Below are 26,469 nucleotides of genomic sequence, written 5' to 3'. Positions count from 1 at the left end.
AAAGGGAGAAGGTTAAGGAAAGGAATGAATATCAGGGAGAGATTTATTGGCAATTCCAATTGCTCCTCTGTGATGTTCAAAAAAACGGTGGATCACAATCCGTTACGACAAGACATCACAGTTCACTCATGATTACTCAATAGAAAAGGACACGTTTCATCATGCTAACCCTTAAGGGAAGTATGGCGAATAGCCTAGAGACAAAAGGAAACATGGAAAAAGGTTAGACATCCCTAAAGGAAGGAAGGGAAGAAAAAAAACGTGCCGGCAATTTGGTAATTTCATGAAGGCCACTTTGGTAGCTTCAGCCTGCTGCTGTGGCACCCCAGCTATCTTCCCCCAACCAATGCCTGCTTTTTCGAGGGACCAGCCTTGACCGCCAGGACAATCTCCTCTTGAATCGCTTGCGCCATTTTCCGCCGATTATCCGCATCGCGAATAGGTCGCCCAACGACTAAAAAATCTGCCCCTGCTCGAATGGCATCAAAAGGAGTTAACGAACGTTGATGTTCATGGGTGTTCTGCCCGGCCGGTCTCACACCTGGGGAGACAATGAGCGCCTTCTGCCCAAATCGTTCTCTCAGAATTCCGACATATTTCCCTGAGGCAATCAAGCCATCACACCCTTGGGCCATTGCCATATCTGCCCGCCACAGAACGTAGTCATCCAGAGAATGAAAACGTGCGGGATCTCCCGCTTGCATACTTAACATCCCCAGGTCTTGAAGATCCTTTTCCCCCCAGCTTGAAAGGAGCGGAACAGTCAAAATTTGTATTGACCCCGCCCCTCGACCAAGCACCGCAGCTTTGGCCGTGGCATGATTTCCTAAAATGGTAAGAAAATCAACATCAAGGTCAGCAGCAAGATTCACGGCTCGACGCACGGTTTCATCGATATCATTCATTTTCAGATCTAAAAAGATCCGGCAATTTTGTGCGCGTAATTCCTTAATAAAATCCACATTAACGGCCAGAAATAATTCAAGGCCAATTTTATAAAACCAGACCACACCCTCTAAATCTTTCACATATCGACGAGCTTCCTCTACAGAGGACACATCAAGTGCGACAATTAACCGCTCATGTATTGGGATAACCATATTTTCTCCAAACTCACTATATACTTTAGTGACTACCCATTTATGGGAATGAGAGGATGAGGAATCTGTGTACAGTCCAAGGAGAGAGATCCGTGGACATATATCAGGCTTTCTCAATTAAGAATTAGCAACAGACCCGATTGCCCCATGAATATGGGCCAAATCATATTAATCACCAGCGGAGAGTGCCATATCCAATCGATGAACTCAAGCGACAACACATCGGGACCGAACCTGCCATTTTTGGCTCATCGATCCGAACTTAAGCACCATGGATGCATAGATTTCCTCGATCTATTACCTCTATTTCCTCACACATCCTACCCACCGGATTGTCCAAATATTTTTATGTTTCTGCCATAAATGACAAAATCACCGACTCGGATTTCGAAGCCGATGAGATGAGTGCCCATCACAATTTTGCGTTTGATAAAGTTCGATTGTTGGATCTGGAAGGTAGATAGTCGATCTAGTAAAAGAAACGGATGGGAAAGCCAGGTCAAATTCTGCAGTACCCTTCTCCGTCAATTTCATCCCGGGCAGTATACAGATCACGGTTGTGTATCCATTTGGATATATGGATGTATCCAAACAGATATCAAATTACCGTCTCTCATAAATGAAAATCTACGATAAATGGACTTTTCCTTGCAATAATTTTCAAAAATTACCGCTTCATTCAAATACTTATCGCCTAACCGATTCACCCTTCCCGTTAATGGTACATAGATTGCGTGGGTATTCATCATACGGCCATTCTCATGAAGATCCATATTGAACACGTCAGTTTCCCCAGTCATGAGGTTTAAACCATGACAACCACCGCTCCAATACCGTCCTCTTCCCCAATTCTCGTTGTCGACGATGAACAGGATATTGTCCTAACCTTACGAGATCTTCTCGAGGCCGAAGGACATCAAATTAATGTGGCCTCAACAGGAGTGACCGCCTTGGAATGCGTGAAACATCACTCGCCTAGTGTCGTGATCCTGGACGTCAAACTCCCTGACATGGATGGCTTACTCGTTCTAGAAAAGTTAGCAAAAGCGGTGCCAGGTCTTCCCATCATTATTTTGTCGAGTTATACCACTCTTGATGATGTGACCGGCCCCCTTGAAGAACAAGGCGCTTTCGCCTATTTGCATAAACCCATCAATCGTTCCGAAATTAGGTCCACGGTCCGGCAGGCACTTAAGGCTTATGCCCTGGCAAAAAAAATGGAACGCGCCCGTCACGCCTTGTATGAAAGCGAAATCCGCTTTCAAGCCGTCTTTCAAGCAGCCATTGATGCCATTGTATTAGCCGATCACACCGGCCGCATCATGTCGTGGAATAAGGCTGCTGAATCGATGTTCGAATATACCGCAGAGGAAATGTTTGGAAAACCACTGACACTGATCATGCCCAGTCGGTATCGGGAAGCTCATACCAAAGGCATACAACGATTGCAGACGACAGGCGAAGCTCACGTCATCGGAAAAACGGTCGTACTCCATGGATTAAGGAAAAGCGGTCAGGAATTCCCCATTGAACTTTCTTTAAACTCCTGGACGACAGGAACGCATCCTTCCTATTCCGGATTCATTCGAGACCTCTCCTTGCGAGAACCAAAAAATGAAAGTCCTCTGCAATATCAATAAAACTGAGGCACTTCTGTCGAAAAGATGTTTTCGACCGGCTTCAAAGCCAGAATGATCAAAACAAACCTGAATAAAGTAAAGGACTTAAGAAGAAGGAATAGAGTTTGTCGTAGATATGTTGATGGGAGGAGGATATTGACTGGCTGGGGGACCAGGAATCGAACCTGGGTTCTAAGATCCAAAATCTTAGAGACTTGATTCATTCCACTTCCTTATTTTTCATAAGTAATTGATACTGTAATATTTCATATCCTATAATTTCCTCCAATCATGAGGAAATTCCCCCTACTTCCCGTCCAAGAGTCTCCACAGAGTCTCCATAGAGACAGTTAAGCTATGGCGAGTACCGCAACCAGGACCAGGCTCACCAAGCGTAAAATTGATGCCATAACCCTCCCAAAATCGGGCGAAGTCATTCTGCGCGACCAAGATCTCCCGGGCTTTGCTCTTCGTGCCACCAAGGGCGCAAAAGCCTTCGTGGTGGAAAAACGAATTAAAGGCCGACTCCACAAAGTAAAGGTTGGGACGTATGGCCCCTTTACAGTTGATCAAGCGCGGGAGGCGGCACGGGACATTCTTGGCAAGCTGGCGCGGGGAGAATCGTTGTCCTCTTCTCGTGGTGAATTGACCTTTGAAAAATTCTCCGAGCTCTACCTTGAGCGGTATGCCATCCGGAAGAAAAGTTACCTCCATGAAAAGGGGCGGCTGAAACACCTGGCACACTGGAACACCTGGAAGTTATCGGCCATCAGTCGTGATGATGTGGCGGAACTACATAGCAAGTTGGGGAAGACGCACCCTGTCGGCGCGAATCGAGTCCTAGCCTTATTGCGGACCATGTTTCGGTTGGGCGTGGCCTGGGGGCTTCTTAAAACGAGTCCTGCCACACATATCAGTATGTTCCCGGAAACCTCCCGCGATCGGTTTGTCCAGCCAGATGAACTCCCCAGACTATTAACGGCCTTGAAGGCTGAAGCGAACCCATTCGTTAAGTCGGCCTTGTTGATGTGCCTATTGACCGGCGCCAGACGAACAGAAGTTTTAACGGCCAAATGGGCCGATGTAGACTTAACGGCCGGCACCTGGCGGATTCCAGAAACGAAGTCAGGGCGCTGGCACCTGCTACCTTTGCCTGGGCCGTTGGTGCAGATTCTCACCGATCTTCCACGACAAAAAGATAATCCTTATCTCTTTGTGGGACAGCACGGCAAAAGGCATTTACGGAATATTTCCAAGGCCTGGGGAGTCATTCGCACCAAAGCTGGACTTCCCGATGTGCGGATCCACGATTTGAGACGAACCCTCGGCAGTTGGATTGCCGGAACCGGGGTGAGCCTGCAGGTGATTGGGAAAATTTTGAACCACAAGCATACCGACACCACGGCCATCTATTCCCGGTTGAATCTTGATCCCTTGAGAGAAGTTTTAGATTTGAATGCAACTAAAATGTTGACCATCGGAGAGAATCACCACCATGAAGATCAAAGCCAAAAAACAGACGACGCAACCCGCCACGCCACACCCGTTATGCAATGATGGGTCCCTGGCCTTTCTTGTGAAAGCCTTCAATGTGGCGTTACACCAAGGGGATGCTCGAAGGGTCGTTGCTCTCAAGGGCATACTGGTCAGTACCGCCAACCCTGACCAGCAAACCCCACTTGCGGCGCTCAACACCTTGATTCTGGCTGGACAAGCGGGGGTTGTGGCTCCACCGTGGGCGGTGCAGTTAGTTGATCAGGGAGTCCTGCTGCGGCTACAAGATCCGAACACTTCCCTTGATAAAGTATTCGGGTTCAGTGCAGAAAAAGGGAAAACCCCTCCGGCGCATCAAGTGGTGGACACCATACGGAATGCCTATGTGATGGTTCGCATTCATGTCATGGTGACGAGCGGGGAAGGGGTGGGTGCGGCCTGCCTGAAAATGGCTGATTCAGATCAGGTACGTGGCATGAAAAATTTGAATCAGACCGTCTACAAGTCAAGTTTTCTTCGTGATGGCTCAAATGACCGGGACCGCCTGGCGACACGCTTACAACAACTTTATCAAGAATGGAAACGCACAACTCCCGCTGAAGACCTAGCGCTATGGGCAAACCTGGCCCAATCCCCTGATATTCTCCCGCTCCTCTTGAACGAGTAAAACCCGTTTTGTCAAGCAACTGATAACCTGCTTATCAGTTGGTTTTAATCCTCCCGCTTTTTCTTCAAAATTCCCTCCATGATGCTTAACGACACGGAGGAGCCTATGCACATCACTGAGCTTTTAACCGCCGAACAGGTTTCGGCCACGTTTCGATTCGTCACTCCCAAGACGCTAGCAAATTGGCGATGCAAGGGGACCGGGCCGCGGTTCGTCAAAATTGGTCATGGCGTCCGCTACCGACCGGCGGATGTCCAGGAGTGGATCAATTCGCGGATTTTTACGTCAACCTCCCACTACAACACGCAGAAGACAGGGGAGCCATGACATGTTTGGAAAACTCTACGCCTCGATGTATGACGGAACACTGGCAACAGAAGGCCCGTGGCAAGCCCTGATCACATTTCAACAACTCATCATTTTGTCAGATCAGCATGGGTTTGTTGACATGACCCCTGAATCAATCGCCAGGCGTACAACAATTCCCCTGGACATCATTCAGATAGGTCTTGAAGCCTTAGAAAAACCCGATCCGCAAAGTCGAACCCCAGACGAAGAAGGGCGCCGGATTGTTCGCTTATCTGATTCTCGGCCTTGGGGATGGAGAATTGTCAATTACCTGCATTATCGGAACATGCGAACTGCGGAAGATCGTCGGGAATATATGCGGAATTATCAGCGGGAATACCGTAAACAAAATAAACAATCCGTAAACAAATGTAAATCAAATAAACCCATGCATTATGCCTCTTCTTCTTTAAATTCTTCTTCAGAGAATTTTCAAAAGTTTTGGAATGCCTACCCTGCCAGGCACGGGAAGAAACTTGGAAAGGGCGAAACTGAACGCCTGTTTGTTGCCCTCACAGACAAAGACCAGGAGCTTGCCTGCACTGCCGCCAAAAATTACGCCACAAGCGACATGGTTCAGGCCAGTATTGGAATCAAAGACCCTAAGCGGTTCCTACGCGATGGTACAAGGAATGAACCCTGGCGCGATTGGATCGAGCCGGAAATGAAAACCGCTAATGGGAACGGGGACCTATCAAAAAAAATATGCTGGAAGCGGATTCCGGACGGTGACTCTTTGCGCCCCTGCAAAATGCAAGTCGTTGGGGTCGTCAACGGGAACCCTCATTGCGATCAGCACCCAGTCCCCACGACAAACGGAGCCTTGATATGAGCGGCCACGTGGATCTGTCCGACAAAGCCGCAGAACGGGCGATTGTTTCAGCGGTGATGTTTGAAGACGTGGCCCTGATACGGGTGCGGGACATCCTCAACCCTGAGGACTTTGATTCTGAAATATGCCGAATCATTTACCAGGCATGTCTGAGATTGCAGGACAAAAATATCAGCCGCGACTTTCTCACCGTGAGCGACGAATTACGGCAGGCTAATGAGTTGGATCGAGTAGGAGGGAGTGAGGAATTGGACGAATTTTACAAAGAATTCGTCTCGCTCGCAAACCTCACCCATCATGCCCAAATTGTGAAACGGCTAAGCAGGCAACGCATGACTGTCAAGGAGATTCAAAAGTTTTACCTTGAGGCCCAGCAATGCGAAGACCCCGAAGCCTTAGTGGGAAAATTTTATACGAAAATGATTCAACGTCTTGGCGTGGACCGGGGGGAATTCGTCGATATGCCCAAGGCGGTTCATGGTTTTCTGGATCTCCTTGGCCAGCGTAAAACTGGGGAAGTGCTGAACGGATGGCCTACGGGATTGTCATCGCTGGACAAACGAATAGGGGGATGGAAAAACGGCAATCTAGACATCATTGCGGGAAGGCCCAGTCAGGGCAAAACAAGCCTGGCCCTTTGCGGGGCCATGGCATCGGCTAAGGCTGGCGCCAAGGTGTCCATTTTCTCCCTAGAAATGGGAACCGCTGAATTGGTGCAGCGGTTTATCACTCAGAGTAACAAACATTTGACGATGAAAGCCCTCAACGATGCAACGCTTTCACAATTGGGATGGGTCGAGCTTGTGAATGTTTCAGAGAACCTCTCACACCTTCCTATAAAAATTTGTGACAGCACCAATTTGACGCTTGAGAAAATTGCCTCAATGGCGAATCTGATGAAATTGCGGGAGGGGTTGGACCTCCTCATTGTCGACTACCTGCAACTTCTCTCACTGGACGAGCGGGGCACTACTCGGCAAGAAGCCGTAAGCGGAGCCTCACGAAAATTGAAAATCCTGGCAAAAGACCTGAATATCTCTGTAATCGTTTTGAGCCAACTCAATCGAAAATGTGAAGACCGCGAGGATAAGCGGCCGCACTTGGCAGACCTACGCGAATCGGGGGCCATTGAACAGGATGCAGATGTGGTTGTCATGCTGTATCGGGATGAATTCTACAATCCGGAATCTGCTTATCAAGGGCAAGCTGAGGTTCTCGTCAGGAAGCAACGGAATGGGCCAACCGGGGAGTTTATAGTTGATTGGATTGAATCGAATGCTGCCTTCAAGGATCACATAGGAATTCCAGTCTGATTTTATTAATTTCAAAAAAAACATCGAAAGGAACACGTCAATGGATGATTTTTAAAGCCCACTCGCGCGAATTAAAAACAATAAATCACACGAAAGGAAGGAATGGACCCGTGGACATTTCTAAACGATCAGACAGAGACAAAGCACAATGGTTTCCTAGTTCTATGGCCTTAACCGAAGATGGCGAAGATTCGGATTTTACCGTCACCGTTTCCCCGGCTCCAGGGGCTTTGTCGGTAAAAAGCATGGCAGCTATTCGCAAACTTGAACGCCATTTTGATCGGGAAATATTTTTCTTGATCATGAGGGAGAACTCCCTCAAAGATGTGACGGGATTTTCCCCTTTTATGGTGCAGGCAATTCGCGATCGTCGCGCTGACCTTCCACAAAAAGCGATCGTTATCCTAGATACGATTGGCGGCAATCCGTTGGGCGCCTTTAAATTGGGGCGATTATTTCAACGCACGTGCGAAAGTCATGTGGTTGTGATCCCAAAGCGGGCCATGTCTGCCGGAACGATATTTGCGCTCTCAAGTAATCAAATATTTCTTTCGCCAGAAGCGGAGCTTGGACCATGCGACATCCAGATTGATGGGCGCTCCTCTCTGGCCATTCATCGCAGCAAAGATTATGTGCAAGGTCTGTTCGCCGCCATGGTAAAAGCCATCACATCAGATGGCTCTGACAAAAAGCGACCGCATGCCGAAACGACTGATCTGCTTAGCCATATTCAGGCGGCGGCGAATGTGCCACAATTAGCCCTACAGTGGGGTGAAGCCACGGAAGGCCTGCACTCTGTCAAGGACTATTTAATAAAACTCCTCACAGCCCAAGACTACACCCAAGAACGGGCCGAGGGCATCGCCTGGAATTTGGTCCTTGGATATCACGACCACGGATTCCCCATTGATTGCGATGAATTGCAGGGCATGGGCGTCAAGAATGTGCGCATCCTAGATTTTGAATCGCAACAACTGGTGGATGATGTTATGACGACGCTGCCTAGTTATCCCATTATCGGAACAGTCAAACCAATCAATTGCAACCGGCCGGGAAACCCACGGCCACCACGGACCGACGGTTTTTCACCGTCGGAGGACGTGATAGACCCGGCCCCCTTTCACGAAACGGAGGTGCCATGTCCATCCAAACCTTAAGGCCAAGCATTTTGAAATGTCGATACTGCGGCCTTTCTTTGCAAGTCACACAGAGTGCCGATCTCATGGCGCCGATCTGTTCTCCTTCGGTCCATCTGGGATTGGTTTGCTTTCATTGCGCCTCAATCGATAGTCCCATCTGGACGCGAGAGGGCATCAATCATGAGGAAAGGTGAAGGCGCTGGGTTCAGCCTGGGCGCGAGAAGGAGTTGAACCATCTCCTTGTGGCAAGGAGAGTTCACAAATCAAAAGGTACTCCTGGGACCTTTAAGAGCGGCGGTCCCGAGCCGCGCACAAAATCGCTAGGTTTTGAACTTTTTATTAGCTTTACAAATCCTTTCAATTGACAAGGCAAAAATATGCCGGAAATGACCATACAACAATTCGCGATAGCAAAAGGCGTCAGTCGTCAGGCCGTCCATGATGCCCTGAAAGGCGGGCGAATTCACCGCCTTTCTAACGGCAAATTGGATTACGAAGCCGCCTTAAATGATTGGACTCATAACACCCACCCAGGCAAGGGTGGCGTCCATCAACGGCAGAGGGAGGAGGCCTCAAAATCAACCAAGCTGGCCACTGACCCCGCGCTTGAAATCTTTGCAGACTGTTTTTGGTTGCTTCAGCGCCGGATGTTGCCACACACTTCCAGGCTTCTCCTAGAGATGGGATTGAGCCCTCAACAGGCAGCAGGATTTTTAAAAGAAAAAGTTTTGGCTGATGCGTACATCATGGGCCAGATCCTGGGCTTACAAGATGAACCCTGGATCGATAAAAACTGTGACGCGTTGCGGCTGACGGGCAACCAGGAAGTCCTTACAGAACAGATCAAAAAATGGTGGAAGGAATCACCACTTCCTTAGTACCTCTTCCCCCTTCTAAAATTTCTAGTGGTTCCGATAGTAATCTCGATTATGACCATCGAATAATAAAACTAATTACTGTCAACTTAAAAACCCCTAGTTTTTGTATACTTTGGCTGTGACTTACTTTGGAAGTTATTGAAATATAGAATATTTATTATCCATCCTAAAATAGCCCAAAGAGTCCATCGCCTACCAAGAAACCGGCGTACTTTTCAGAACTGAACTTGGTTTATGGGTGGTTTTATGGACAATTCCCCGCCAACCTATAGCCCGAATTTTCTGCCGCTTGTGAAGAATCAAAAGGAACGCGATTTTTGGGAGAAATGGCGTGATAACTTGGACAATCAGGCCGGTGGTATTTGTGACTTCTCCGGTTGCCAAGAATAGGCAAGGAGGTCATAGGGTCTGAGGGAACAGAAGGAGTGGTAAGGTTCGCTGGGCCATCTGTTAGTTGGTCCGAAGGAAGAGTAGCTAATTTGTTTCGATGCCGGAATATCCATGGAGGAACAGGGTCCTCACCAGCCCATAAGCCCATCTTCGCAATTTTAGCCTTGACCTCTAGTATGCCAAGCTGTTCATCATCTGAGTATTTAAAGAACCACCACGCATAGCCAGCCTTTATCAATTCCTGATTTAGGATCCGGCCATCATCTAAAATCACATCGCCAATCGTGCGGCCATACCTGTCCTGGTCAAAGGCCATGATCGTGACCATTTCCCCATGGACCAGATCGTTGGTGAATTTCTTCGCCTTGTTCCCATATGCTTGCGCTTTCTCGGGACAATCAATGCCGTTGAGGCGAATCTTAATTTGCTGGTTTTTCTTCTTCAGAACGGTAATCGTATCGCCATCGGCTATGTGGATCACTTTGGCTTGGAAGTCGGCGGCGAATGCCGTAGCGGCAAACCCGATAATGACCAAACAGCCAAGAAATAGATTTACGTGTTTTCATACTTTTTTTTTAAGGACAACCACAGAAAGAGTGAACCAACCAGTATGGCGGCTCCTGACAACACCATCATTGGTAAATTGATGGTTCCTGGAGCTTGCCAATTTTCCACTCCAATCCACCCACTCAGAGCGAGCAACACAACTCCCAAGAATATCCCTATCACTTTTATTATGTATGAGACGAAATTCCCCACGTAATTTCCTAGAATAATTTATGTCCTCCAGAATATAAAAATTCAAGAATAAAGGGAATGGAGAGGAAAAGGGAGAGAATTGGAGAGAGTGTTCAAAAAGAGCTTTCAACTTGCTTCAGATGCCTAGGACCAAATTCCATTCCCTTTTCGCAGTCCCACAACTTGACATTATTCGTCAATTGACCAAGAATTCGTCCGATCTTTTCTAGTTTGGTGGATGGGCCTTAAGACTAGGGTAGGGGTTTGTAAGGTTGATTCGCATAAGATGCCAGGATATCTGACCACATGAGCAGTGATTGTCTGAAATTAAAAAGACAGTCGTGTATTTTCAATATAATCGATGGTGTGTGATAAAAAGACTATTTGCAGATCCGGCTCTTATGCGGACCGGACTGAATAAAGTCTGTGCCCTCAGTTCAGATTGATCAACCTCTCAGCAAGATAAATACGAGCCATGACGTTCACAGACACTCTATTAGCTGCCATCGTAGGTGCGTCAGTGGCGCTTATCACGGAGCTTCTCGTAAAACCGTTCTTTGAATTCCGAACTAGGCGATCGGAGGAACGGCGATGGTATTTCGACCACTTCTTTCCACTTCGCATGGAACGCTTAACAGCTTTACATGCTGCACTTATTGAGTGGTGGCGGTTTGTGAATAGGTTTAGCAGCCTTGCCTCTACAGTCCCTAACAATGGTGAGTTTCGCACCGCCCTCGCGCTGTCATTCGAGAATCATGTAGATGAACACCAGAAGCCATTTGACACCGCAGTGGCCCATGCAGATCTCTACCTTAACGAATCTGCGCGGGCCAAGATAAAGGAGTTCCAAGAGGAGGCGTTTATAGCCATGATGCAAATCAAGTATATCCTCACACCTCCCGCTGCATGGCCAGACGGCCTTGCTCATGAGATCGACCGAAAGATCTTGGAGGATTCATTCGTTAACGCGGTAAAGGAGTTGGCAAGCTTGCTCAGTCCTCAAGAGTTACACAAGCTAAAGGCGTAAACGAGTCTGCGTTCGCAAATATTGCCTAACCAATCACTCAAGCCGACAAAGGGCTTGATGGTTTTGTTTTGCTTATCGGTTTGTGTTTCATTGCTTTGTATGGACGCAATACCGCCCTTTGCGGCTTAGTTCAACCGTTAAGTTGCCCAACCGCTAACCTCTGCTTCAACCATTTGGGAACTTTATCCTCTAGCTTTTTAGGATTGTTGGCAACGAAGACAACACCTACCTGGAAAATGCCCGTCGTGTTCCCCCGCGACGCATACAATTCTTTGGTTTGTTTCAGTCTCGAACTCTCTGAGTTTACCCCAGTCGATAGAATTTCTGGCAGGCGGGGTTCACCGCAATCATCACATCTACCATATTTCGCCAAACCGCATCTTGCACACCTGGGGCATGACTTTATCGTGATCCAGCCACATTGCGAATACACGACAATGGTGGCTTAGTGCGGTACTCATCTTAATCGTTCAATTCCTCACCTTCACTTAGCCAAAAGTAGCTCTCGCCTCGAAATGCTTTGATCCAAGCACGCATATGTTCTCGACACTACAAACTGAAGACGCTCAAACTAAACCCATATCTGGAGCGGATTGCTTGAGAGACAGTTTAATACCCGTAGTGATTTTGGCCGCCTCCGGTCAGAATTCCGGTTAGACTTTCTTATGCCAAGGCCTGAAAAAACCTCTTAACTGGAGATAGCTTTTTTGCGTAAACCCATGAAATCAACTATGGACATAAATATAAACATTTTGGATTTGCTGGCTAGAAGGCATTGAACCAATGGGAGTTTTTCTTTTATTATCGAGGAGTTGAGGGAAGGAGAGAAGCTATGCTAACAAAAATGTCAAACAAAATTAATCTATTGGCTTCTTGATTGTACTCCAGTTTATAAATAATATTCCGAATATAACTTTATTGTGATATGATTAGTTGGGTACCTAAGCAGTACATGAAGGCTTGGGACCAATTTTACCAAGATTGTGACGAAGAAACCCAAATTACATTAGATTCCAGGTTAGACTTACTTCTGAACCTTGGGAACCAGTGCCGACGTCCAGTATCGGCGCATTTAGATGATGGAATTTTCGAGCTTCGCGCAAAGAATGCCCGGATTCTTTTTTATTTTGGCCCTGAAAAGACTATTATTTTCCTTTTGGGAATAATTAAAAAAAAATCCAAAGTTCCTCCAGGGGACATAGAGACTGCGAAAAGGAATAGAAAAAAAATTCAACAGGGTGAGGTGGAACTCAATGAGATCAATAATCCATAACAAACTATCTCAAAAATTTAAGGACAAAGCATACTTTAATAAATTTTTCCGACAACGAGTACAAGATGAGATTGCTTTAGGAATGCAAAATTTACGAGAGGAAAGAGAGCTGAAACAAAATGATTTGGCAATTCTATGCGGAATGAAGCAATCTGCCATCTCCAGAATTGAGAATGCCGACTATGCAAGCTGGAACTTTAAAACTCTCTCAAGGGTTGCTGAGGCTCTTGATGCAAGATTAAAAATCGAATTCGAAACGAGAGAAGACGTTATAAAACAATATCAGTCTAAGAGTTTTGCAGAAATCTCCGAAAAAAAATCTGACAATACGGAAGCAAAACATTCCTTTTTTTTTAATAAGGGAACTACCCAAAATTTCCCAGGAAGTAAAGGGTTAGTAGATTCAAGCAAGACCATTAAGTCAAATACAAACCGCATTAATTCATTTCGCTCAGTGGAAATATTAAAGCCGCATAAATATATAGCTACCAGTTCTTCGCCAGGAGGCACTGCATAAAATGGGAATTAAATCGAAATCAAAAAAAGTCGTCGAACTCCAAAGACAAAGAGAGGTAATGGGTGTAGAAGAGGCTCCTACTTATTATTCAAATTCAGTAGAGATCGCTACATCTCTCTGGGATATCAGAATCCGTTTTGGGGAATTAAAAGAAGCTTCCAGAGAACATTTAATTGTAAAAAACTTGGCAACGGTTTATTTATCGCCAGCGCATGCAAAGGCGGTTTCTGTTTTGCTGGCTGAGAAAATCAAAGATTACGAGTTAACTTTTGGAGCAATCCCTACAGCTCCCATTTCTCCCGATACCGCTGAAAAATAAACCTGCGCAATATAAATCAAATTTCCCTAAAAATTTTTCTAATTCCACCCCTACTCACGATGACAATGGTAGTCGGCGTCAATCGAAAGGCCTTCCCCATTGGAGGGGTCGCGGGTTTTTGCCGAGGCTGGCATCCTTCATAATACGAGACACGCTTCCTCTTGATGCAAGGGAACACCATCAGGGCACAACCGGCCCCTGGGTTTAACGACTCGGGGGTCATGGTGTGTAGAGGAGAAGTTACACGCCCTTCCTCTTTCATTAAATAGGCAGCACACATTCTGGCCGATCATTTTTGGGATTGCTCACGATCTGACTGACGGGAAAGACTTCCATCTCCTCGTCTTTGTATGGCTCCAAAAGCCCACTGAGGTAAACCGTATTATTCAGGCCGGGATTGAGCCAGCTTGCATACGATTGTTCCGATAGAATCACGGGCATCCGGTCATGAATGGGTTCCATCAGGGCATTGGGGCCGGTCGTGATCAAGGCGCAAGTGTCTAAGGCCGGGTCCTGTTTCTCCCACCGTTCCCACAAGCCTGCGAAAGCAAAGAGCCGGTGATCTTTGAAACGAATGTAATAGGGTTGTTTGGTTTTGCCTTCCCGTTTCCATTCATAAAACCCATCGGCCAGCACCAGACAGCGTTGGTTTTTAAACGCCTTCCGGAATGAGGGCTTTTCGGCCACCGTCTCCGCTCGGGCATTGATGAGTTTATTGCCGATGCTGGGATCCTTGGCCCAGGACGGGACCAGGCCCCATTTCAGTTCCACACATTCCCGTTCTAATGATTCCGGGTTGGTCCGTATACAGGCTACAAGTTGAGAGGGGGCAATATTGTAGCGTGGGGATAATGGCGGGATGGCCTTCAACCCCAATAGGTCCGCCAGGTGCTGTAGGTTTTCTTTGCGGGTGAAGCGACCGCACATAATAGGGAATATTGAGGAGAGGCGTAATTTACCTTTTAATTCTCGTTCGGACAGCTAAACCAAAAAGAGCAATCTGAAATGGTCCCAACACACTTTGGATCGTTTGAGTCCACTTGGTACAATCGGAAGGCTCTAAACCTTTAGGCAAATTTGGTTTCTGAAATGTAGTAACTTGAAAACTATGGCGCAACCAATCCCATCCATCATAATAGGTATTATCTAAATTATCCCAATAGTAAATATAAGCCGGAATTAGAATTATAAGGATAATCCAAAGCAAAGCCCTTCCCCAACCGATGCCATAACCACTCAGAATCCAATAAAACGCTTCAAGGCCTAGATATCGTTTGGGAAAGCTATATTCCCGCCGCCTCATTTCCATTTCGCCATAATGAAAAAGACCAGACTGCAAATGGTTTCCTTTTGCCTCATATTCTTTTTTTAAAATTTCATAGGCCTCTCTCAAGTTTCGTATAAGAGACATATTCTTTTCTTTTTTTTCACGCAGAATCTTTTCATCTTTAAGCCCTGACCGTCCAAACCTGCTCCCCAGGAACTTTGGCCTGGGTTGACCCACCCACGCCCATTGAACATTGTTTAATTGGAAATTTTTAAAATTGTTTCCGAGTAAAAGGCATTCACTTAAATCTACATTTTGAAATCTTACGCCTTTCTCCCAATCAAATATGGGGGCCTTTTTCTCAGAAATAATTTTCATGGGGAAGGGAGAATCCATTGGACTCGCTAATTTGGAGAATCCATTAACTTTTAAACCATCGATCCGTAAAACTCCTGGGTTAGTTTTCCCTCCCATTAATATTCCAACCCTGATACTTGAAGAACAAAGATTTACTTCAGACTTTGGGCCAAAAATAACCTTTTCTAAGTTAAGGGTTTGGCCAATCGAACAATCTTGAATGTCAAATAAAGAATGTATTTCTGCTGCCCAAATTTCTATATTACTCAATTCTTTGAATTTAACAATTAGCTGGTTTTCAAACTTACTGTTACTAAAACTCAAGTTCCCGGCAGTGGTACTTTCAATTACTAGAGGGCCACGAAAGGTCGAATCTTCCCTCACAACAATTTGAAGATGTCTAGCGCGGGTTTGTTTAATTTCTACTTCCCCCTCCACTGTTACACCCAAAAGCAGGATTCCACTCAGCTGACATGAAGAAATTTTGAGACCTTTTTTAAGAGTTACATTGCGCAGTTGAAGCTCGCCTTCAAAAGTTGCTCCCGTAAAATCTAAATCATCAATAAAGGTTTTATTTTGAAAGGATGTAGAACTGTCAGGGAAGTACACCTTTTGGAAATTGCTATGGCCATTTTTCAAAAGGTGTTGAAAAATTATATTAAATTCCTGCCATTTACTCTTGTTCTGTGAATTGTGAAGTATGCAGGTAGGGTTAGGGCCTTCGGGTGGAAGACCACAGATATCAAAAAAATTACAACGTTCTTCAGTACTCATATCCCTTTTTTAACATATTATTTGAAAATGACACATTTTGGCTTTTCCAATTTTAAAAAACTATTTCCTCTTCAGCAGCAACCCTAGCTTTTCCAGGTCCCGAATCTTTTCTTCGATCAACTCCAGAACTAGATACTGTACCGTTCAAGTAAACAATGAAGAGAGGATGACCTTTCCTTTCTGAGGTTCCATTTTCTCAGCATAAATTTCCCATTCTAGTATAGGGTTGTTTTCTTCTGTATCTGGTTCCAGTACTAGTGCGTAATTGTATTGAATGCCAAATGGGCCAAATTTTTGATCTGCAGACGCATGAATGACATCATGATTATCTTTGAACTCCCATACTTCTTTGCGAGGAGAAAAATGACTAAGGATCCTAAACCTCACATCAGTAACAAAAGAGACGGATTCTAAGGGTTTAACGTATTGATTTTTCGTGAAAAGAAAGATAGCCCGTGGGTATTTAGCAATTGCCTTCCCCGAATTCTGAATCGTGAACTGAAGGTTCATTCTCGGAGACCAGTTGTTTTTAAAGGATGATCGTTGAGGCTTTACGAGTCGGTCTATTTTTATAAATAGTTTTGGCTTCCGCCGTTTCCCAAAGTAGAGTTCCACTAAATAGTGAGGCATTGGCTTGGATTCACTGCCTAGTCGAACATAATATTTATTGTCACCAGCATTTTGATGCGGCGATTCATCGCTTTGGGGAACGTACACCAGCATGACTTGAGGGTTATGGTCTGGGATTAATTTCTTTTTTATCCCTTTGATGGGGTGATGGATGCTTGAATTTACGACTCTGTCAAAAGTTTCAATATTTCTTGGCTCTAAACCCGTGATAGCTTTTGGTTTTGTTGGGTCATTAGGATCACATTTAACCCCATAGAAAATGAGTCCTCCCACACTATTAGCAAAAGCCGACACGTCTTTCCCAATTTCGTTGGTGTTCGAAAATTTTTGATGGGCTTCTTTGTATTCAATCGTGGAGTTTTCTCTAGCCTGGGAAGATAGGTCTGCAGAAACAGATCCAATAAAGTCTTCAATATCCTGGCGGCTATTTAAACTTTGGTAGAGTTCAAACATGGTTTGCCCCGACTTATGGGTTTAACGCGGAACCGCAAGAGTCAAAAAAAGGAATGCAATAGGGAAGTAGAAAAGCCGGGAGAGATTGGTCCATTTAGTCTCCGTAGAGTCTCCACGGAAACTTTTCACTTTTCATAAAATGAGAAGAGCTTAGCTGGAATTGGCTGGGGGACCAGGAATCGAACCTGGGTTCTAAGATCCAAAATCTTATGTCTTGCCCCTAGACGATCCCCCAACCGAACGAGCACTTTAAGACTTACAGGACCAAAGCGTCAAGATCTTTACCGGGTTAGTACACCCTTCCATACACGATCCAATGCCGATCATCCGGCACATCTACCATCAAACGACTAAAATTAAGTTCTGCGAGGTGGGCAGCCACCTCATCCTCCGTAAATGCCGCCAACAGGGAGTGAAAGAAATCCTGCTGTAATCTCTTTGGTTCTTGAGCCGCATACTGATCGACGAGCGCTTGAGCCTCCTCGGGAGAATCGGGACGAAGGAGATCCATGACCAGCACTAACCCGCCGGGTTTGAGCATTTTTTTTATCTCATACCAAAATCGTAGGGGATTGGGAACATGGTGGGCCAAACTGTTTGACATTACTGCATCAGCTGGAGTGGCCAAACTGACATCTTGAAACCGTTGAGTGAGAAATTCTATTCGATGAGCTAACCCAGCTTGCTTCACAGCCTGTTCCGCCCAGCTAATCATGGGGATGGAGGCATCAATTCCTGTAATCCTGCAGGTGGGATGACTCCTTGCCAGGCGGATGGAGATATCACCGGTGCCGCAACCCACATCCACAACATGAGGGCCATCACGATCCTCATAGAGTCGAAGGAAATTATCCACAAAACCTTGATTTTCTTCTTGAAAATCCGCCTCGGCATAGGCCTGAACTTGCTCAGGTTCATCCATAATTTCCGGTTCGAGCACCCGTTCCATCATTTCACCTTCCTTTTCGGCAACGTTTCGACCCACACGCCATCACCTTGCCGTACCCGTCCCTCGGACAACACTCGAGCATATAACCGGCTCCATCCAGGATGCTGCCGGTGAGAGATCCGGAAAAAGTCTCCATTCACAAACCATTGCGCATTATGACGGCATGGTTCGCAATAGCTAGTCAATTCGATCTGCACCTCTTCTCCAATTTTCAAATGGTCCCCTGGCTTCAGTTGTGCCCAGTTCAGACCAGCCACGGTCAGGTTTTCTCCGGAGGCTCCAGCGTGAACAGTGTGTCCCTCGCGTTGTAAGGCCTTAAGGACCTCAAACGAAAACAGGCATAATGCCCGATCCGGCCCGCCATGTAGTACCCGATTCCGAGACCGGTCTCCATTTATCCCATTGAAGGTGATCCAGGCCTTGGACACGGGCAGCTTGGGGAGTCCGCCTGGAGAACAATTTATTTGATAGAGATACGCAACAGAACCCATGAACTTGTTTAATCCGGCAATATACTGGTCCAGAACAATGAGGATGGTAGCCATCAATCAAAATGGTGGTCAAGCAGGATTACACTCATTCATTGCGATCCTCCATGTCCTTTGGAGACCACAGTCTGAACAAAACCCATGATTTTCTGAAAATAGGCGGTTCCCCCAACAAACGGCACATCATTATGTTCCGCACCCACTACCACAGACCATTGCTTAGGTTCATGTGCGGCATCATAGACCTGCCGCCCCAAGGACACCGGAACAATGGAATCCTTTTCGCCATGAATCACCAATAACGGACGCCTGAGCTTGGCAACCTTTTCAGCCAGATTGAAGTCCACATTTAGCAACCACCGAGCGGGCAATCCTAAGTAATGGTGATCCGACATGGCCTGGATAGATGGAAACGCCCCTTCAAGAATGATTCCGGCCGATGCCCTGCGAATAGCCACATCCCCAGCTACGCAAGCGCCCAGAGACCGTCCAAACAGGACAATCCGGTTCGAGTCAATCCCGCGACGGTTCAAAAGATAGTCATATCCGGCCAAGGCATCTTGATACAGGCCGGATTCAGAAGGAGTGCCCGTGCTCCGGCCATAGCCCCGATAATCAAAAATGAAAACAGATAATCCCCACCGATACAGCTCACGAATATTGTCTAACCGATGGCTGATATTGCCCGCATTGCCATGACACCACAGGAGCACCGGCTTAGTTGGTCCAGCGTTTACAAACCAGCCGAATATCGTGACGGACTCATCAACGGGGAGCCATACCTCTTCTAAAGGCAGTCCACTGAGACTCGCCCAATTCCGATCGTCCCAGGGAGAGGGTTGAAATACAAAGACTCCTTCAAACATGCGCCCATTGTAGCAAGGCCGTGACACCAACGCGGAAAAAAAATGCTAGATTAGGGTATTCTTCAGCTAGAATTTCCTTTTACCAGCCGAGGATCCTTCACAATGGCTACGTATGCAATTGGAGATGTACAGGGATGCGTCCAGGCCTTACACCGTCTGATAGAAAAGGTTCGCTTTAATCCCGCAACCGATCGTCTCTGGTTCGCCGGGGACTTAGTCAATCGAGGACCCGATTCCCTGGAAGTGCTTCGTCTCATCAAGCAGTTGGGGGCCTCGGCCATCACTGTGTTGGGCAATCATGACTTACATCTTCTGGCGGTGTGGGCCAAGATAACCGCCCTTAGTCGAAAAGACACCTTACAATCAGTTCTCTCAGCACCTGATGTGGATGAATTACTCACCTGGTTGCGCTTTCGACCCCTTGCCCACGTCGAAGATGGATATTGCCTTGTGCATGCAGGCCTCTTACCATCCTGGTCCATTTCTCAAGTACTGGAGTTAGCTCGTGAGGTGGAGGAAGCCTTGCAGGATGAGAATTTTCACCAGCGCCTCCCCGCAATCTATTTTCGAAAAGCTAACGTGTTTTCTCCCCATCTGAGTCCTGACGAACGGTTAGGTCTCACTACCAATGTCTTGACTCGCCTCCGGATTTGTACCAAAGAAGGTATTCCTGAGTTCTCATTCAAGGGGCATCCGAACGACGCCCCTCAAGGATATATGCCATGGTTCCAAGTTCCCAATCGAGCGACACAAGAGGACACTATTATTTTTGGACATTGGTCGGCCTTAGGAGTAGTGAAAGGTCCGCGAGTCTTCGCCATCGACGGCGGATGCGTGTGGGGGCGGGAACTCATTGCCCTCCGACTCGAAGACCAAAAACTTTTTCGCGTCACCTGCTCGAAGATATAATCAGATCGCCCCACCCGCCGTCATACGAAAGGCGAGGCAGCCTCCGTTATCCCATATACTCATAACCCCCCTGGACATTCCTCCAACGTTTGAACATCACCCATTACCTGTATCTGATGAGATACATGCTGTATCCGTTTGGATAACACGTGATTTTCCTTACCTCCTGACCTTGTGCCTGGTTCTAATCTGTTTGCCCCATATTTCTTACTTATTATTGGTATTTTCTTTTTAGGATTAATTTACGTTCTTCAGGCACTTCTCTTGCTTGAATCCCTAGATACCACCGGAAAACGCAGTTGAGAGGGAAAGTAAGCAATCCTAAAGACTTAAGGGCACACCACCACTGTATTTATCTTTTAGAGAAGGGATACTCATGATGAAATCCATTCTGCAACAAATGACCAATTCATCCTCGAATAACCCAGCTAGCACAATCAGAAAAATTCGCCGACGCCATACTCGCATCCATTTGGATTCACTCAGACCCGATCCACCAACCTACATTGCCGACACACTTTCTCAATGTCCGAAATGCCAAGGCTTGGTGCACAAAGAGGGTGGAGAAACTTCGAATGAAACCGTGATTCGTTGCCTAAATTGCGGCTGGCAACCACATTATCAGACTCCCAAAATTCAAGAAACGGCAGAATCCAGAATGATTCGCTCACTTACCGCTCAATTTGTTTCAGAATACGATTGGCATCGCTTACCCTAGAGTTTTCACAGGCACAGTCTTTCTGGGCAATTGTTGTCTTCCGAATATCTGGGAATGCCGCATTTTTCAATGCAATATTCTGAAGATGACTTCCCATTCCATCTGATGGACCGTCCTAGGCGGATTCGCTCTTCCCCTCTACATAAGCCATCATCCCCTTAAATTTCTGCTCAAATCCAACTCAAAAATTTCTCATTATTATTGGCTAGTTTCCATCGGTACTATCCTTGCTTCTTCTCAATATTTGGGTAAAAATCCCAAGGGAAAGGTGCGTTTCCGCCTTAATCCCACAAAATCCGAGGCGAAAACAAGGTAAATCTAGAACGAATTACCGCATAATCGTCGCTGAGACATAATGAACAATTTAAGGGATATATCCCACCGATCACCTCATTGGATGCAGTTTATCCTGGTGAGCTTGTGTGTGGGAATTTTCCTTAACCTGTCCACTGTGTCCCTTGCCGAGGAAGTCGTCATTCTAAAGTCGGCAGACATCAACGCCTATTCTGAAGCCATTTCCGCTTATACATCGGCTCTCCCTCCCTCTTTTCATGTGACTGGGGAATACGACCTCCAGGGAGACATGGCAAAAGGCCGCATTCTATCCCAGCGGATTCGCGCATCTAATGCCAATGTCGTGCTGGCCGTGGGATTAAAAGCAGCTCTTTCTGCCAAACTCGATATCCTGGATATCCCTGTCATATTTTGTCTGGTTCTTGATCCGGAAAAATATGGCTTGCCAACCGCCAACATGGTCGGTCTCTCTTTGAATGTCCCATTCCGACAACACCTAAAGTCCCTACACACTTTGACACCCAAGGCCTCACGCATCGGAGTGCTCTTCGATCCGCAAAAAACAAACGAGATGCATAGTCAACTTCTCCATGACGCCAAGACATTGGGCATCACGATCGTCTCCAAAGAAGTACATCAAGAACAGGATATCGCTTCCGCACTCAATGCCCTCAAAGGCCACATCGACGCCTTGTGGCTGTTACCAGACAGTACCGTTCTCACCGAAAACACTCTGGACTTTCTGTTGAGTACAACGTTGGAAGCCAAGATTCCGGTCATAGGTTTTTCCGCCGGATTAGTGCGTAGCGGCGCAGTTGTCGGCGCATACTTCCATTATGAAGACATTGGCAAACAGGCTGCTCAGCTTACCCAACAACTGGCCGGACAAACCACTTCATCTTTATTGGGAACGATTATTCCTCCTGAACGCGTCCATCAATCCATCAATCAGAAGTCCGCGAGGTACTTGAGCCTCTCTCTCACTCCAGACATTCTGAGGCAATTCGATGAGCAATTTTAACCCCCAACTTACTCTAGCGCCATCGCCTCTCCCAACTGAACCCAATGGGGCACCGCGTGGATTTCTCACGTTACGCGCGAAATTTTCCTTATTTGTCAGTCTGGTTATCGTTCTCGCCTGCTCAAGTCTCAGTGGATATCTCATTCAGCAGGAGGCTGAGGTCATGAAAGCTGCGCTACTCAAGACGGGAACCATTCTGGTTAAAACACTGAACAATGTCAGCGTCAATCGCCTCATTATTCAAGATACACATTACCTGGAGACAATGTTAGATGGCGCGCTTTCAGCACCGGAAGTCGTCTACGCCATCGCACGAGACCCGGACGGTCACGTGTTAGTCGGAAAATCAAAAGGAAAATTAGTGAATACGACGAAGCTCACTCGTGACGAAACGCAACCCTTATTCCCGGATGATTCCCTCACTGAGGGACTGATCACGCCAACTTCCCAAAATTTCATAATTGAGCCAATTTTGACAGTCTTGCATACCTCACCACTCAAGAAAGGACTTCTCTCTGATAGATCCGCAGAACGAAAGGGTGCAGAAGGATTCAGAATCGGATCAGAAACCATTTATGATTTCGCCCTTCCGGTCTACCGGCAAGATAGACGGCTCTCCACCATGGAATTGTTGTTGTCAGAGAACCTTCAGGACCGTCTGACGGTATCACCTAAACCGTCCGGCATCATCGGCATTATTCAAATCGGCATCAGCACCGCACACATGCAACAATCCCTCAACCAAACGGTATGGCACATCGGTCTCCTCACCGTGGGAATCATCCTCGTGGGCATACTTCTCACAATTCTGTTAGCCAATCGCATCGTCACACCCCTTCAGCGTTTGGTGGAAGCCTCACAAAAAATCGCTGAAGGCGATTTGGCCGTGACGGTTACCGCTGACACCCAGGATGAAGTAGGACAACTCACCACCAGTATCGATCGAATGGCACGAGCCCTTCAACAACGTGAAGAAGCCATCTCCCATTATGTTCACACCATCACAAAGCAGGTCACACAACTCAGCACCTTGCACCAGACCGGAATTGTGATCACCTCGACCTTAGATGTCCAAAAACTGTTTTCCACCGTCCTGAAGCTTCTTCGAAAAAATCTGGGATTCCAACGTATGATCCTGATTCTTCAGGACCCTGGAAGCACCAAGTGCATGATCTCTGATGTGTCCGGGGTACCTCCGGATTTGGAGCCACAAATTCGAGACCTTGAATTTCCCATTATGCCAGGAAGCATAGATGAAACCCTTTTGATCCACGGACGTCCGGTCCTCGCATACGATCTGGACGAAATAGCCCATCAGTTGAGTCCTCTCCTCCTTCCAATCTGTCGACAAATGGAAGTGATCTCTTTTGTGTGCGCCCCACTGCTGAGTCATCAACGCGTGCTGGGATATCTGGGAGCCGATCGGGGGAACCAACGCTGCACGCAGGAAGATCTGGACTTGCTTTTGACCATAGCCAGCCACGTCGCTGTCGCGATCGACAACGCACAAAACTATGAGGAAGTCGAAAAACTCGCTCAAACTCTGGAAGAACGAGTCAAAGAACGCACGCAAGATTTGCAGTCGGCCAATGAACGACTTCAAGAATTAGACCGGTTGAAATCCTCCTTCGTTTCGATTGTCTCACATGAACTTCGAACCCCGATGACCTCTATCAAAGGGTTGGTGGAAAATATGTTGGATGGCTTAGTCGGGGATCTGAATGACCGACAATCCTTCTATCTCGAACGAATGAAATATAATATCGAACGACTCACTCGAATGATTAATGATCTATTGGACCTTTCCCGCATCGAAGCCGGTCGCATGGACTTACACCGGAGCGCCGTCAACTTGGGCAGCCTCGTAAGAGAGGTCGTGGAGACATTACAACCTATGGCACAGGAACGGTCCCTCATTCTCGAAGCCCATATTTCCCCTCCAATCGGATTCATCCAAGGCGACCGGGATAAACTCATTCAGATTTTTACCAACCTCATCAATAATGCCCTCAAATTTACGGAATCTTCCGGAACCGTGACCGTGGAAGTGAAGCAGCGGGAAGACGGCATGCTTCAAACCTGTGTCATTGATAACGGTTGCGGAATTCCTCTCGAGGAACAACAGACGGTTTTTGAACGGTTTTACCGTGGGCAATCATCTGAAATGAAAAGTCGAGGAGCCGGCCTCGGCCTGGCTATTACCAAGAGTTTAGTCGAGCTGCACGGCGGGTCGATTTGGGTGGAGAGTACGCCAGGAGAGGGCAGTCGCTTCTGTGTTATTTTACCCGTCACAACATCGACGCCAATTTCCTAAAAATCAGAATTGAAATTTGTCAAAAATGTATCCGTCTAGATACAACAATTATCTAAATGGATACATTTTTTTATTTTGACAGTTTCCTTTTCTTGGAAATAACACCCGTTTTTATAAGCCTGCAACTTGCAGGGATTTTTCTCTAGAATTGCTGGGGGGCTGTAGAAACATTTCTAGGTGACCTCTGGTCTCCAAATTCCACAAGGTTCGGGATCGCCTGCAAGGAAAGGAAAGATGTCACCTTTGTCCACGAAGCCGCGAGTTTTGCTCGTGGATGACGACACTGACATTCTTCTTGCCCTCTCTGATTATCTTCGCCAGGAGGGTTTTGAGGTAGACCCTGTAGAGACGGGAGGTGCAGCCCTACAAAAAAGTACGACCTCATCGTATGAGGTCGTACTCCTTGATGTCGGACTTCCAGACCGGGATGGCATAGAAGTTCTTAGCGAACTCTCTCAAACGCATCCGCACTTGCCCGTGATCCTGTTGACCGCCTTTACCTCCTTACGAAAGACTGCCAATCCCGACATCCTCGATAAAGCCTTCGCCTACCTCACCAAACCGTACCAACGGCAAGAAGTTAAATCTGCCATTCATCGCGCCTGTTTGGCACGAAACATAGCCATCGCCGGGTGGCAAGGCTCTTCTACCCCCACGACTCCAATGACCACCTTTCCCTCACTTCTTCAACCAAGCTTAACCGGGGCTTCCCTTGAGGGGGCCACACAGCAATCATTGAACCTCACCGCATATGAACGACTGGCCGAGTACGCTCAACTGATGCAATTTGCTTTTGATCATGTACCCAATGGGATCATGGTGGCAGATTCGGATAAACGCTTACGTTTTGCCAATCAGGCTGCTTGCGACGCTTTAGGATATACACCGGAAGAACTCAAAACCCTTCGTATTCCGGACATTGCCCCCTACCATGACAATGAAAAATTTCAACAACACCTGGAAAGCTTGCGGATGGGTTACCCCTTATCCTACCCATCGATCCACCGCACCAAAAATGGCCAGGAATTCCCTATTGAGATTTCAGTGTATCTCCTCAATTTTCAAGGCCAGGAATTTACCTGCGCAGTGACCCGTCCTGTGGTGAAGAAATCACATGAGACCTAGAAAAAAATTAGGCACCCCGGTCATCTGGCCATGACACTCCATACCCTGCCGAGGCTGAAACCGTGAACCCCTGCCATGAAGCCTCATGTATTAGAACGGCCCGGCAGAAGAAAGATTCCAAGCAAGAAAATTGGATACGACCCCTTAGGAAGAAACGAAGCTGGAGATACGGGAATTTTTTATTTTGACCGATTCCAATACAATTTAAACATTTTCACCAACAACTCCTTTTCCGAAATCAATCACCTAAAAGGAACATGATCGCTGTCACATGAACCAACACCCAGGTCTCACTTCCTATTGCAAACAGTCTCAGAAGGCCCGTCTGTTTGGAAAACAGGTCAAGCACCAATGCAAGGAAATGGGATTTTGGAAGGAATTTTATTCCTTGACCACCGGATGTTTTTTGATGTGGGATACCTGTCCCGTTTAATTAGCCTTGATGCTGGAATAATTATTTTGGAATTGGCCATGGAAAAAATTTCCGATAGAGATAAGGGCCACAAAACTTCTATGGATGGATCGCCTTGAAGTCCACTCCGCCAGTTTCGTAACGATTTGAATGATATAAATGATTTTGTCAGATTGCCGGGCCCGGGGAAATTGAAAACAGGATCAAAATTTCCTTTCTGTCATTTTCCAACCCTCTT

Annotated in this window: 25 protein-coding genes and 1 tRNA gene; 17 read left to right on the top strand and 9 right to left on the bottom strand. The window is 46.8% G+C overall.

The window, feature by feature from the left end; all coding sequences use genetic code 11:
- Positions 1–329: 329 nt before the first annotated feature.
- Entirely contained in the window at positions 330–1,100 is a 771-nt protein-coding gene (pyrF, locus tag ACWHYD_RS00505) for an orotidine-5'-phosphate decarboxylase (protein WP_447963991.1), read from the bottom strand.
- Positions 1,101–1,912: 812 nt separating this feature from the next.
- Between pyrF and ACWHYD_RS00500 the strand changes: the two genes are divergently transcribed.
- The 8 genes from ACWHYD_RS00500 (at position 1,913) to ACWHYD_RS00465 (ending at position 9,390) form a co-directional block, all read left to right on the top strand.
- Positions 1,913–2,740 (top strand): response regulator, encoded by an 828-nt coding sequence (locus ACWHYD_RS00500; RefSeq protein WP_447963990.1) that lies wholly within the window; start codon positions 1,913–1,915, stop codon positions 2,738–2,740.
- Between the two features lie 336 nt (positions 2,741–3,076).
- On the top strand, positions 3,077–4,276 hold the full coding sequence (locus ACWHYD_RS00495) for a tyrosine-type recombinase/integrase (RefSeq protein WP_447963989.1): 1,200 nt from the start codon (positions 3,077–3,079) through the stop codon (positions 4,274–4,276).
- Positions 4,215–4,880 carry a hypothetical protein gene (locus ACWHYD_RS00490; protein WP_447963988.1) on the top strand — a complete coding sequence of 222 codons (666 nt, stop codon included), beginning with the start codon at positions 4,215–4,217 and terminating at the stop codon, positions 4,878–4,880. The genes ACWHYD_RS00495 and ACWHYD_RS00490 overlap by 62 nt, the downstream gene beginning before the upstream one ends.
- A 105-nt stretch (positions 4,881–4,985) precedes the next feature.
- A complete protein-coding gene (locus tag ACWHYD_RS00485; RefSeq protein WP_447963987.1) occupies positions 4,986–5,207 on the top strand; it encodes a helix-turn-helix transcriptional regulator in 222 nt (73 codons plus the stop codon).
- Position 5,208: 1 nt separating this feature from the next.
- Positions 5,209–6,060, top strand: a complete 852-nt coding sequence (locus tag ACWHYD_RS00480) for a hypothetical protein (RefSeq protein WP_447963986.1) — start codon at positions 5,209–5,211, stop codon at positions 6,058–6,060.
- The gene (locus tag ACWHYD_RS00475; protein WP_447963985.1) at positions 6,057–7,373 is read left to right on the top strand and encodes a replicative DNA helicase; all 1,317 of its coding nucleotides are present in this window, start codon (positions 6,057–6,059) and stop codon (positions 7,371–7,373) included. Before ACWHYD_RS00480 ends, ACWHYD_RS00475 begins: the two co-directional genes overlap by 4 nt.
- Positions 7,374–7,483: 110 nt before the next feature.
- A complete protein-coding gene (locus ACWHYD_RS00470; RefSeq protein WP_447963984.1) occupies positions 7,484–8,530 on the top strand; it encodes an SDH family Clp fold serine proteinase in 1,047 nt (348 codons plus the stop codon).
- A gap of 359 nt (positions 8,531–8,889) precedes the next feature.
- The gene (locus ACWHYD_RS00465) at positions 8,890–9,390 is read left to right on the top strand and encodes a hypothetical protein (protein WP_447963983.1); all 501 of its coding nucleotides are present in this window, start codon (positions 8,890–8,892) and stop codon (positions 9,388–9,390) included.
- A 244-nt stretch (positions 9,391–9,634) separates the two neighbouring features.
- On the opposite strand, the gene ACWHYD_RS00460 is transcribed toward ACWHYD_RS00465, so the two are convergent.
- On the bottom strand, positions 9,635–10,315 hold the full coding sequence (locus ACWHYD_RS00460; RefSeq protein ID WP_447963982.1) for a thermonuclease family protein: 681 nt from the start codon (positions 10,313–10,315) through the stop codon (positions 9,635–9,637).
- A gap of 678 nt (positions 10,316–10,993) precedes the next feature.
- On the opposite strand from ACWHYD_RS00460, the gene ACWHYD_RS00455 reads away from it, so the two are divergent.
- From ACWHYD_RS00455 to ACWHYD_RS00440, 4 genes are all read left to right on the top strand, one after another.
- Positions 10,994–11,545, top strand: coding sequence for a hypothetical protein (locus ACWHYD_RS00455; protein WP_447963981.1), 552 nt, complete (start codon positions 10,994–10,996; stop codon positions 11,543–11,545).
- A 925-nt stretch (positions 11,546–12,470) separates the two neighbouring features.
- Positions 12,471–12,818, top strand: a complete 348-nt coding sequence (locus ACWHYD_RS00450; RefSeq protein WP_447963980.1) for a type II toxin-antitoxin system RelE/ParE family toxin — start codon at positions 12,471–12,473, stop codon at positions 12,816–12,818.
- Positions 12,799–13,335, top strand: coding sequence for a helix-turn-helix domain-containing protein (locus tag ACWHYD_RS00445; RefSeq protein ID WP_447963979.1), 537 nt, complete (start codon positions 12,799–12,801; stop codon positions 13,333–13,335). The genes ACWHYD_RS00450 and ACWHYD_RS00445 overlap by 20 nt, the downstream gene beginning before the upstream one ends.
- Position 13,336: 1 nt before the next feature.
- Positions 13,337–13,654, top strand: coding sequence for a DUF3467 domain-containing protein (locus ACWHYD_RS00440; protein WP_447963978.1), 318 nt, complete (start codon positions 13,337–13,339; stop codon positions 13,652–13,654).
- 261 nt (positions 13,655–13,915) lie between these two features.
- Here ACWHYD_RS00440 and ACWHYD_RS00435 read toward each other — a convergent pair whose 3' ends face one another.
- From ACWHYD_RS00435 to ACWHYD_RS00405, 7 genes are all read right to left on the bottom strand, one after another.
- Positions 13,916–14,581, bottom strand: coding sequence for an SOS response-associated peptidase (locus ACWHYD_RS00435; RefSeq protein WP_447963977.1), 666 nt, complete (start codon positions 14,579–14,581; stop codon positions 13,916–13,918).
- A gap of 28 nt (positions 14,582–14,609) precedes the next feature.
- Positions 14,610–16,052, bottom strand: coding sequence for a hypothetical protein (locus ACWHYD_RS00430; RefSeq protein ID WP_447963976.1), 1,443 nt, complete (start codon positions 16,050–16,052; stop codon positions 14,610–14,612).
- A 144-nt stretch (positions 16,053–16,196) separates the two neighbouring features.
- Positions 16,197–17,135, bottom strand: coding sequence for an AlbA family DNA-binding domain-containing protein (locus ACWHYD_RS00425; RefSeq protein ID WP_447963975.1), 939 nt, complete (start codon positions 17,133–17,135; stop codon positions 16,197–16,199).
- Between the two features lie 161 nt (positions 17,136–17,296).
- Positions 17,297–17,370: transfer RNA gene (locus ACWHYD_RS00420), tRNA-Gln, on the bottom strand.
- A 54-nt stretch (positions 17,371–17,424) separates the two neighbouring features.
- Positions 17,425–18,087, bottom strand: a complete 663-nt coding sequence (locus tag ACWHYD_RS00415; protein WP_447963974.1) for a class I SAM-dependent methyltransferase — start codon at positions 18,085–18,087, stop codon at positions 17,425–17,427.
- The gene (locus ACWHYD_RS00410; protein ID WP_447963973.1) at positions 18,084–18,629 is read right to left on the bottom strand and encodes an MOSC domain-containing protein; all 546 of its coding nucleotides are present in this window, start codon (positions 18,627–18,629) and stop codon (positions 18,084–18,086) included. Before ACWHYD_RS00410 ends, ACWHYD_RS00415 begins: the two co-directional genes overlap by 4 nt.
- Before the next feature lie 35 nt (positions 18,630–18,664).
- Positions 18,665–19,438 (bottom strand): alpha/beta hydrolase, encoded by a 774-nt coding sequence (locus tag ACWHYD_RS00405; protein ID WP_447963972.1) that lies wholly within the window; start codon positions 19,436–19,438, stop codon positions 18,665–18,667.
- A gap of 102 nt (positions 19,439–19,540) precedes the next feature.
- Between ACWHYD_RS00405 and ACWHYD_RS00400 the strand changes: the two genes are divergently transcribed.
- From ACWHYD_RS00400 to ACWHYD_RS00380, 5 genes are all read left to right on the top strand, one after another.
- Entirely contained in the window at positions 19,541–20,347 is an 807-nt protein-coding gene (locus ACWHYD_RS00400; RefSeq protein WP_447963971.1) for a symmetrical bis(5'-nucleosyl)-tetraphosphatase, read from the top strand.
- A gap of 376 nt (positions 20,348–20,723) precedes the next feature.
- Positions 20,724–21,065, top strand: coding sequence for a hypothetical protein (locus ACWHYD_RS00395; RefSeq protein ID WP_447963970.1), 342 nt, complete (start codon positions 20,724–20,726; stop codon positions 21,063–21,065).
- A gap of 355 nt (positions 21,066–21,420) precedes the next feature.
- Positions 21,421–22,380, top strand: a complete 960-nt coding sequence (locus ACWHYD_RS00390; RefSeq protein ID WP_447963969.1) for an ABC transporter substrate-binding protein — start codon at positions 21,421–21,423, stop codon at positions 22,378–22,380.
- Entirely contained in the window at positions 22,367–24,694 is a 2,328-nt protein-coding gene (locus ACWHYD_RS00385; RefSeq protein WP_447963968.1) for a GAF domain-containing sensor histidine kinase, read from the top strand. Before ACWHYD_RS00390 ends, ACWHYD_RS00385 begins: the two co-directional genes overlap by 14 nt.
- Positions 24,695–24,928: 234 nt before the next feature.
- Positions 24,929–25,819: a response regulator gene (locus ACWHYD_RS00380; protein ID WP_447963967.1), complete on the top strand. Its 891-nt coding sequence runs from the start codon at positions 24,929–24,931 to the stop codon at positions 25,817–25,819.
- Positions 25,820–26,469: the final 650 nt, after the last annotated feature.

Source organism: Nitrospira sp. Ecomares 2.1, assembly GCF_965152585.1.
Note: the sequence above shows the minus strand (reverse complement) of the source record. Positions and strands in the feature narration are given on the sequence as shown.

Bases quoted from the DNA above. Each gene is read 5' to 3' on its own strand.
- pyrF (WP_447963991.1), bottom strand. From the start codon at position 1,100: ATGGTTATCCCAATACATGAGCGGTTAATTGTCGCACTTGATGTGTCC.
- ACWHYD_RS00500 (WP_447963990.1), top strand. From the start codon at position 1,913: ATGACAACCACCGCTCCAATACCGTCCTCTTCCCCAATTCTCGTTGTC.
- ACWHYD_RS00495 (WP_447963989.1), top strand. From the start codon at position 3,077: ATGGCGAGTACCGCAACCAGGACCAGGCTCACCAAGCGTAAAATTGAT.
- ACWHYD_RS00490 (WP_447963988.1), top strand. From the start codon at position 4,215: ATGAAGATCAAAGCCAAAAAACAGACGACGCAACCCGCCACGCCACAC.
- ACWHYD_RS00485 (WP_447963987.1), top strand. From the start codon at position 4,986: ATGCACATCACTGAGCTTTTAACCGCCGAACAGGTTTCGGCCACGTTT.
- ACWHYD_RS00480 (WP_447963986.1), top strand. From the start codon at position 5,209: ATGTTTGGAAAACTCTACGCCTCGATGTATGACGGAACACTGGCAACA.
- ACWHYD_RS00475 (WP_447963985.1), top strand. From the start codon at position 6,057: ATGAGCGGCCACGTGGATCTGTCCGACAAAGCCGCAGAACGGGCGATT.
- ACWHYD_RS00465 (WP_447963983.1), top strand. From the start codon at position 8,890: ATGCCGGAAATGACCATACAACAATTCGCGATAGCAAAAGGCGTCAGT.
- ACWHYD_RS00455 (WP_447963981.1), top strand. From the start codon at position 10,994: ATGACGTTCACAGACACTCTATTAGCTGCCATCGTAGGTGCGTCAGTG.
- ACWHYD_RS00450 (WP_447963980.1), top strand. From the start codon at position 12,471: ATGATTAGTTGGGTACCTAAGCAGTACATGAAGGCTTGGGACCAATTT.
- ACWHYD_RS00445 (WP_447963979.1), top strand. From the start codon at position 12,799: ATGAGATCAATAATCCATAACAAACTATCTCAAAAATTTAAGGACAAA.
- ACWHYD_RS00440 (WP_447963978.1), top strand. From the start codon at position 13,337: ATGGGAATTAAATCGAAATCAAAAAAAGTCGTCGAACTCCAAAGACAA.
- ACWHYD_RS00435 (WP_447963977.1), bottom strand. From the start codon at position 14,581: ATGTGCGGTCGCTTCACCCGCAAAGAAAACCTACAGCACCTGGCGGAC.
- ACWHYD_RS00430 (WP_447963976.1), bottom strand. From the start codon at position 16,052: ATGAGTACTGAAGAACGTTGTAATTTTTTTGATATCTGTGGTCTTCCA.
- ACWHYD_RS00425 (WP_447963975.1), bottom strand. From the start codon at position 17,135: ATGTTTGAACTCTACCAAAGTTTAAATAGCCGCCAGGATATTGAAGAC.
- ACWHYD_RS00415 (WP_447963974.1), bottom strand. From the start codon at position 18,087: ATGATGGAACGGGTGCTCGAACCGGAAATTATGGATGAACCTGAGCAA.
- ACWHYD_RS00410 (WP_447963973.1), bottom strand. From the start codon at position 18,629: ATGGCTACCATCCTCATTGTTCTGGACCAGTATATTGCCGGATTAAAC.
- ACWHYD_RS00405 (WP_447963972.1), bottom strand. From the start codon at position 19,438: ATGTTTGAAGGAGTCTTTGTATTTCAACCCTCTCCCTGGGACGATCGG.
- ACWHYD_RS00400 (WP_447963971.1), top strand. From the start codon at position 19,541: ATGGCTACGTATGCAATTGGAGATGTACAGGGATGCGTCCAGGCCTTA.
- ACWHYD_RS00395 (WP_447963970.1), top strand. From the start codon at position 20,724: ATGATGAAATCCATTCTGCAACAAATGACCAATTCATCCTCGAATAAC.
- ACWHYD_RS00390 (WP_447963969.1), top strand. From the start codon at position 21,421: ATGAACAATTTAAGGGATATATCCCACCGATCACCTCATTGGATGCAG.
- ACWHYD_RS00385 (WP_447963968.1), top strand. From the start codon at position 22,367: ATGAGCAATTTTAACCCCCAACTTACTCTAGCGCCATCGCCTCTCCCA.
- ACWHYD_RS00380 (WP_447963967.1), top strand. From the start codon at position 24,929: ATGTCACCTTTGTCCACGAAGCCGCGAGTTTTGCTCGTGGATGACGAC.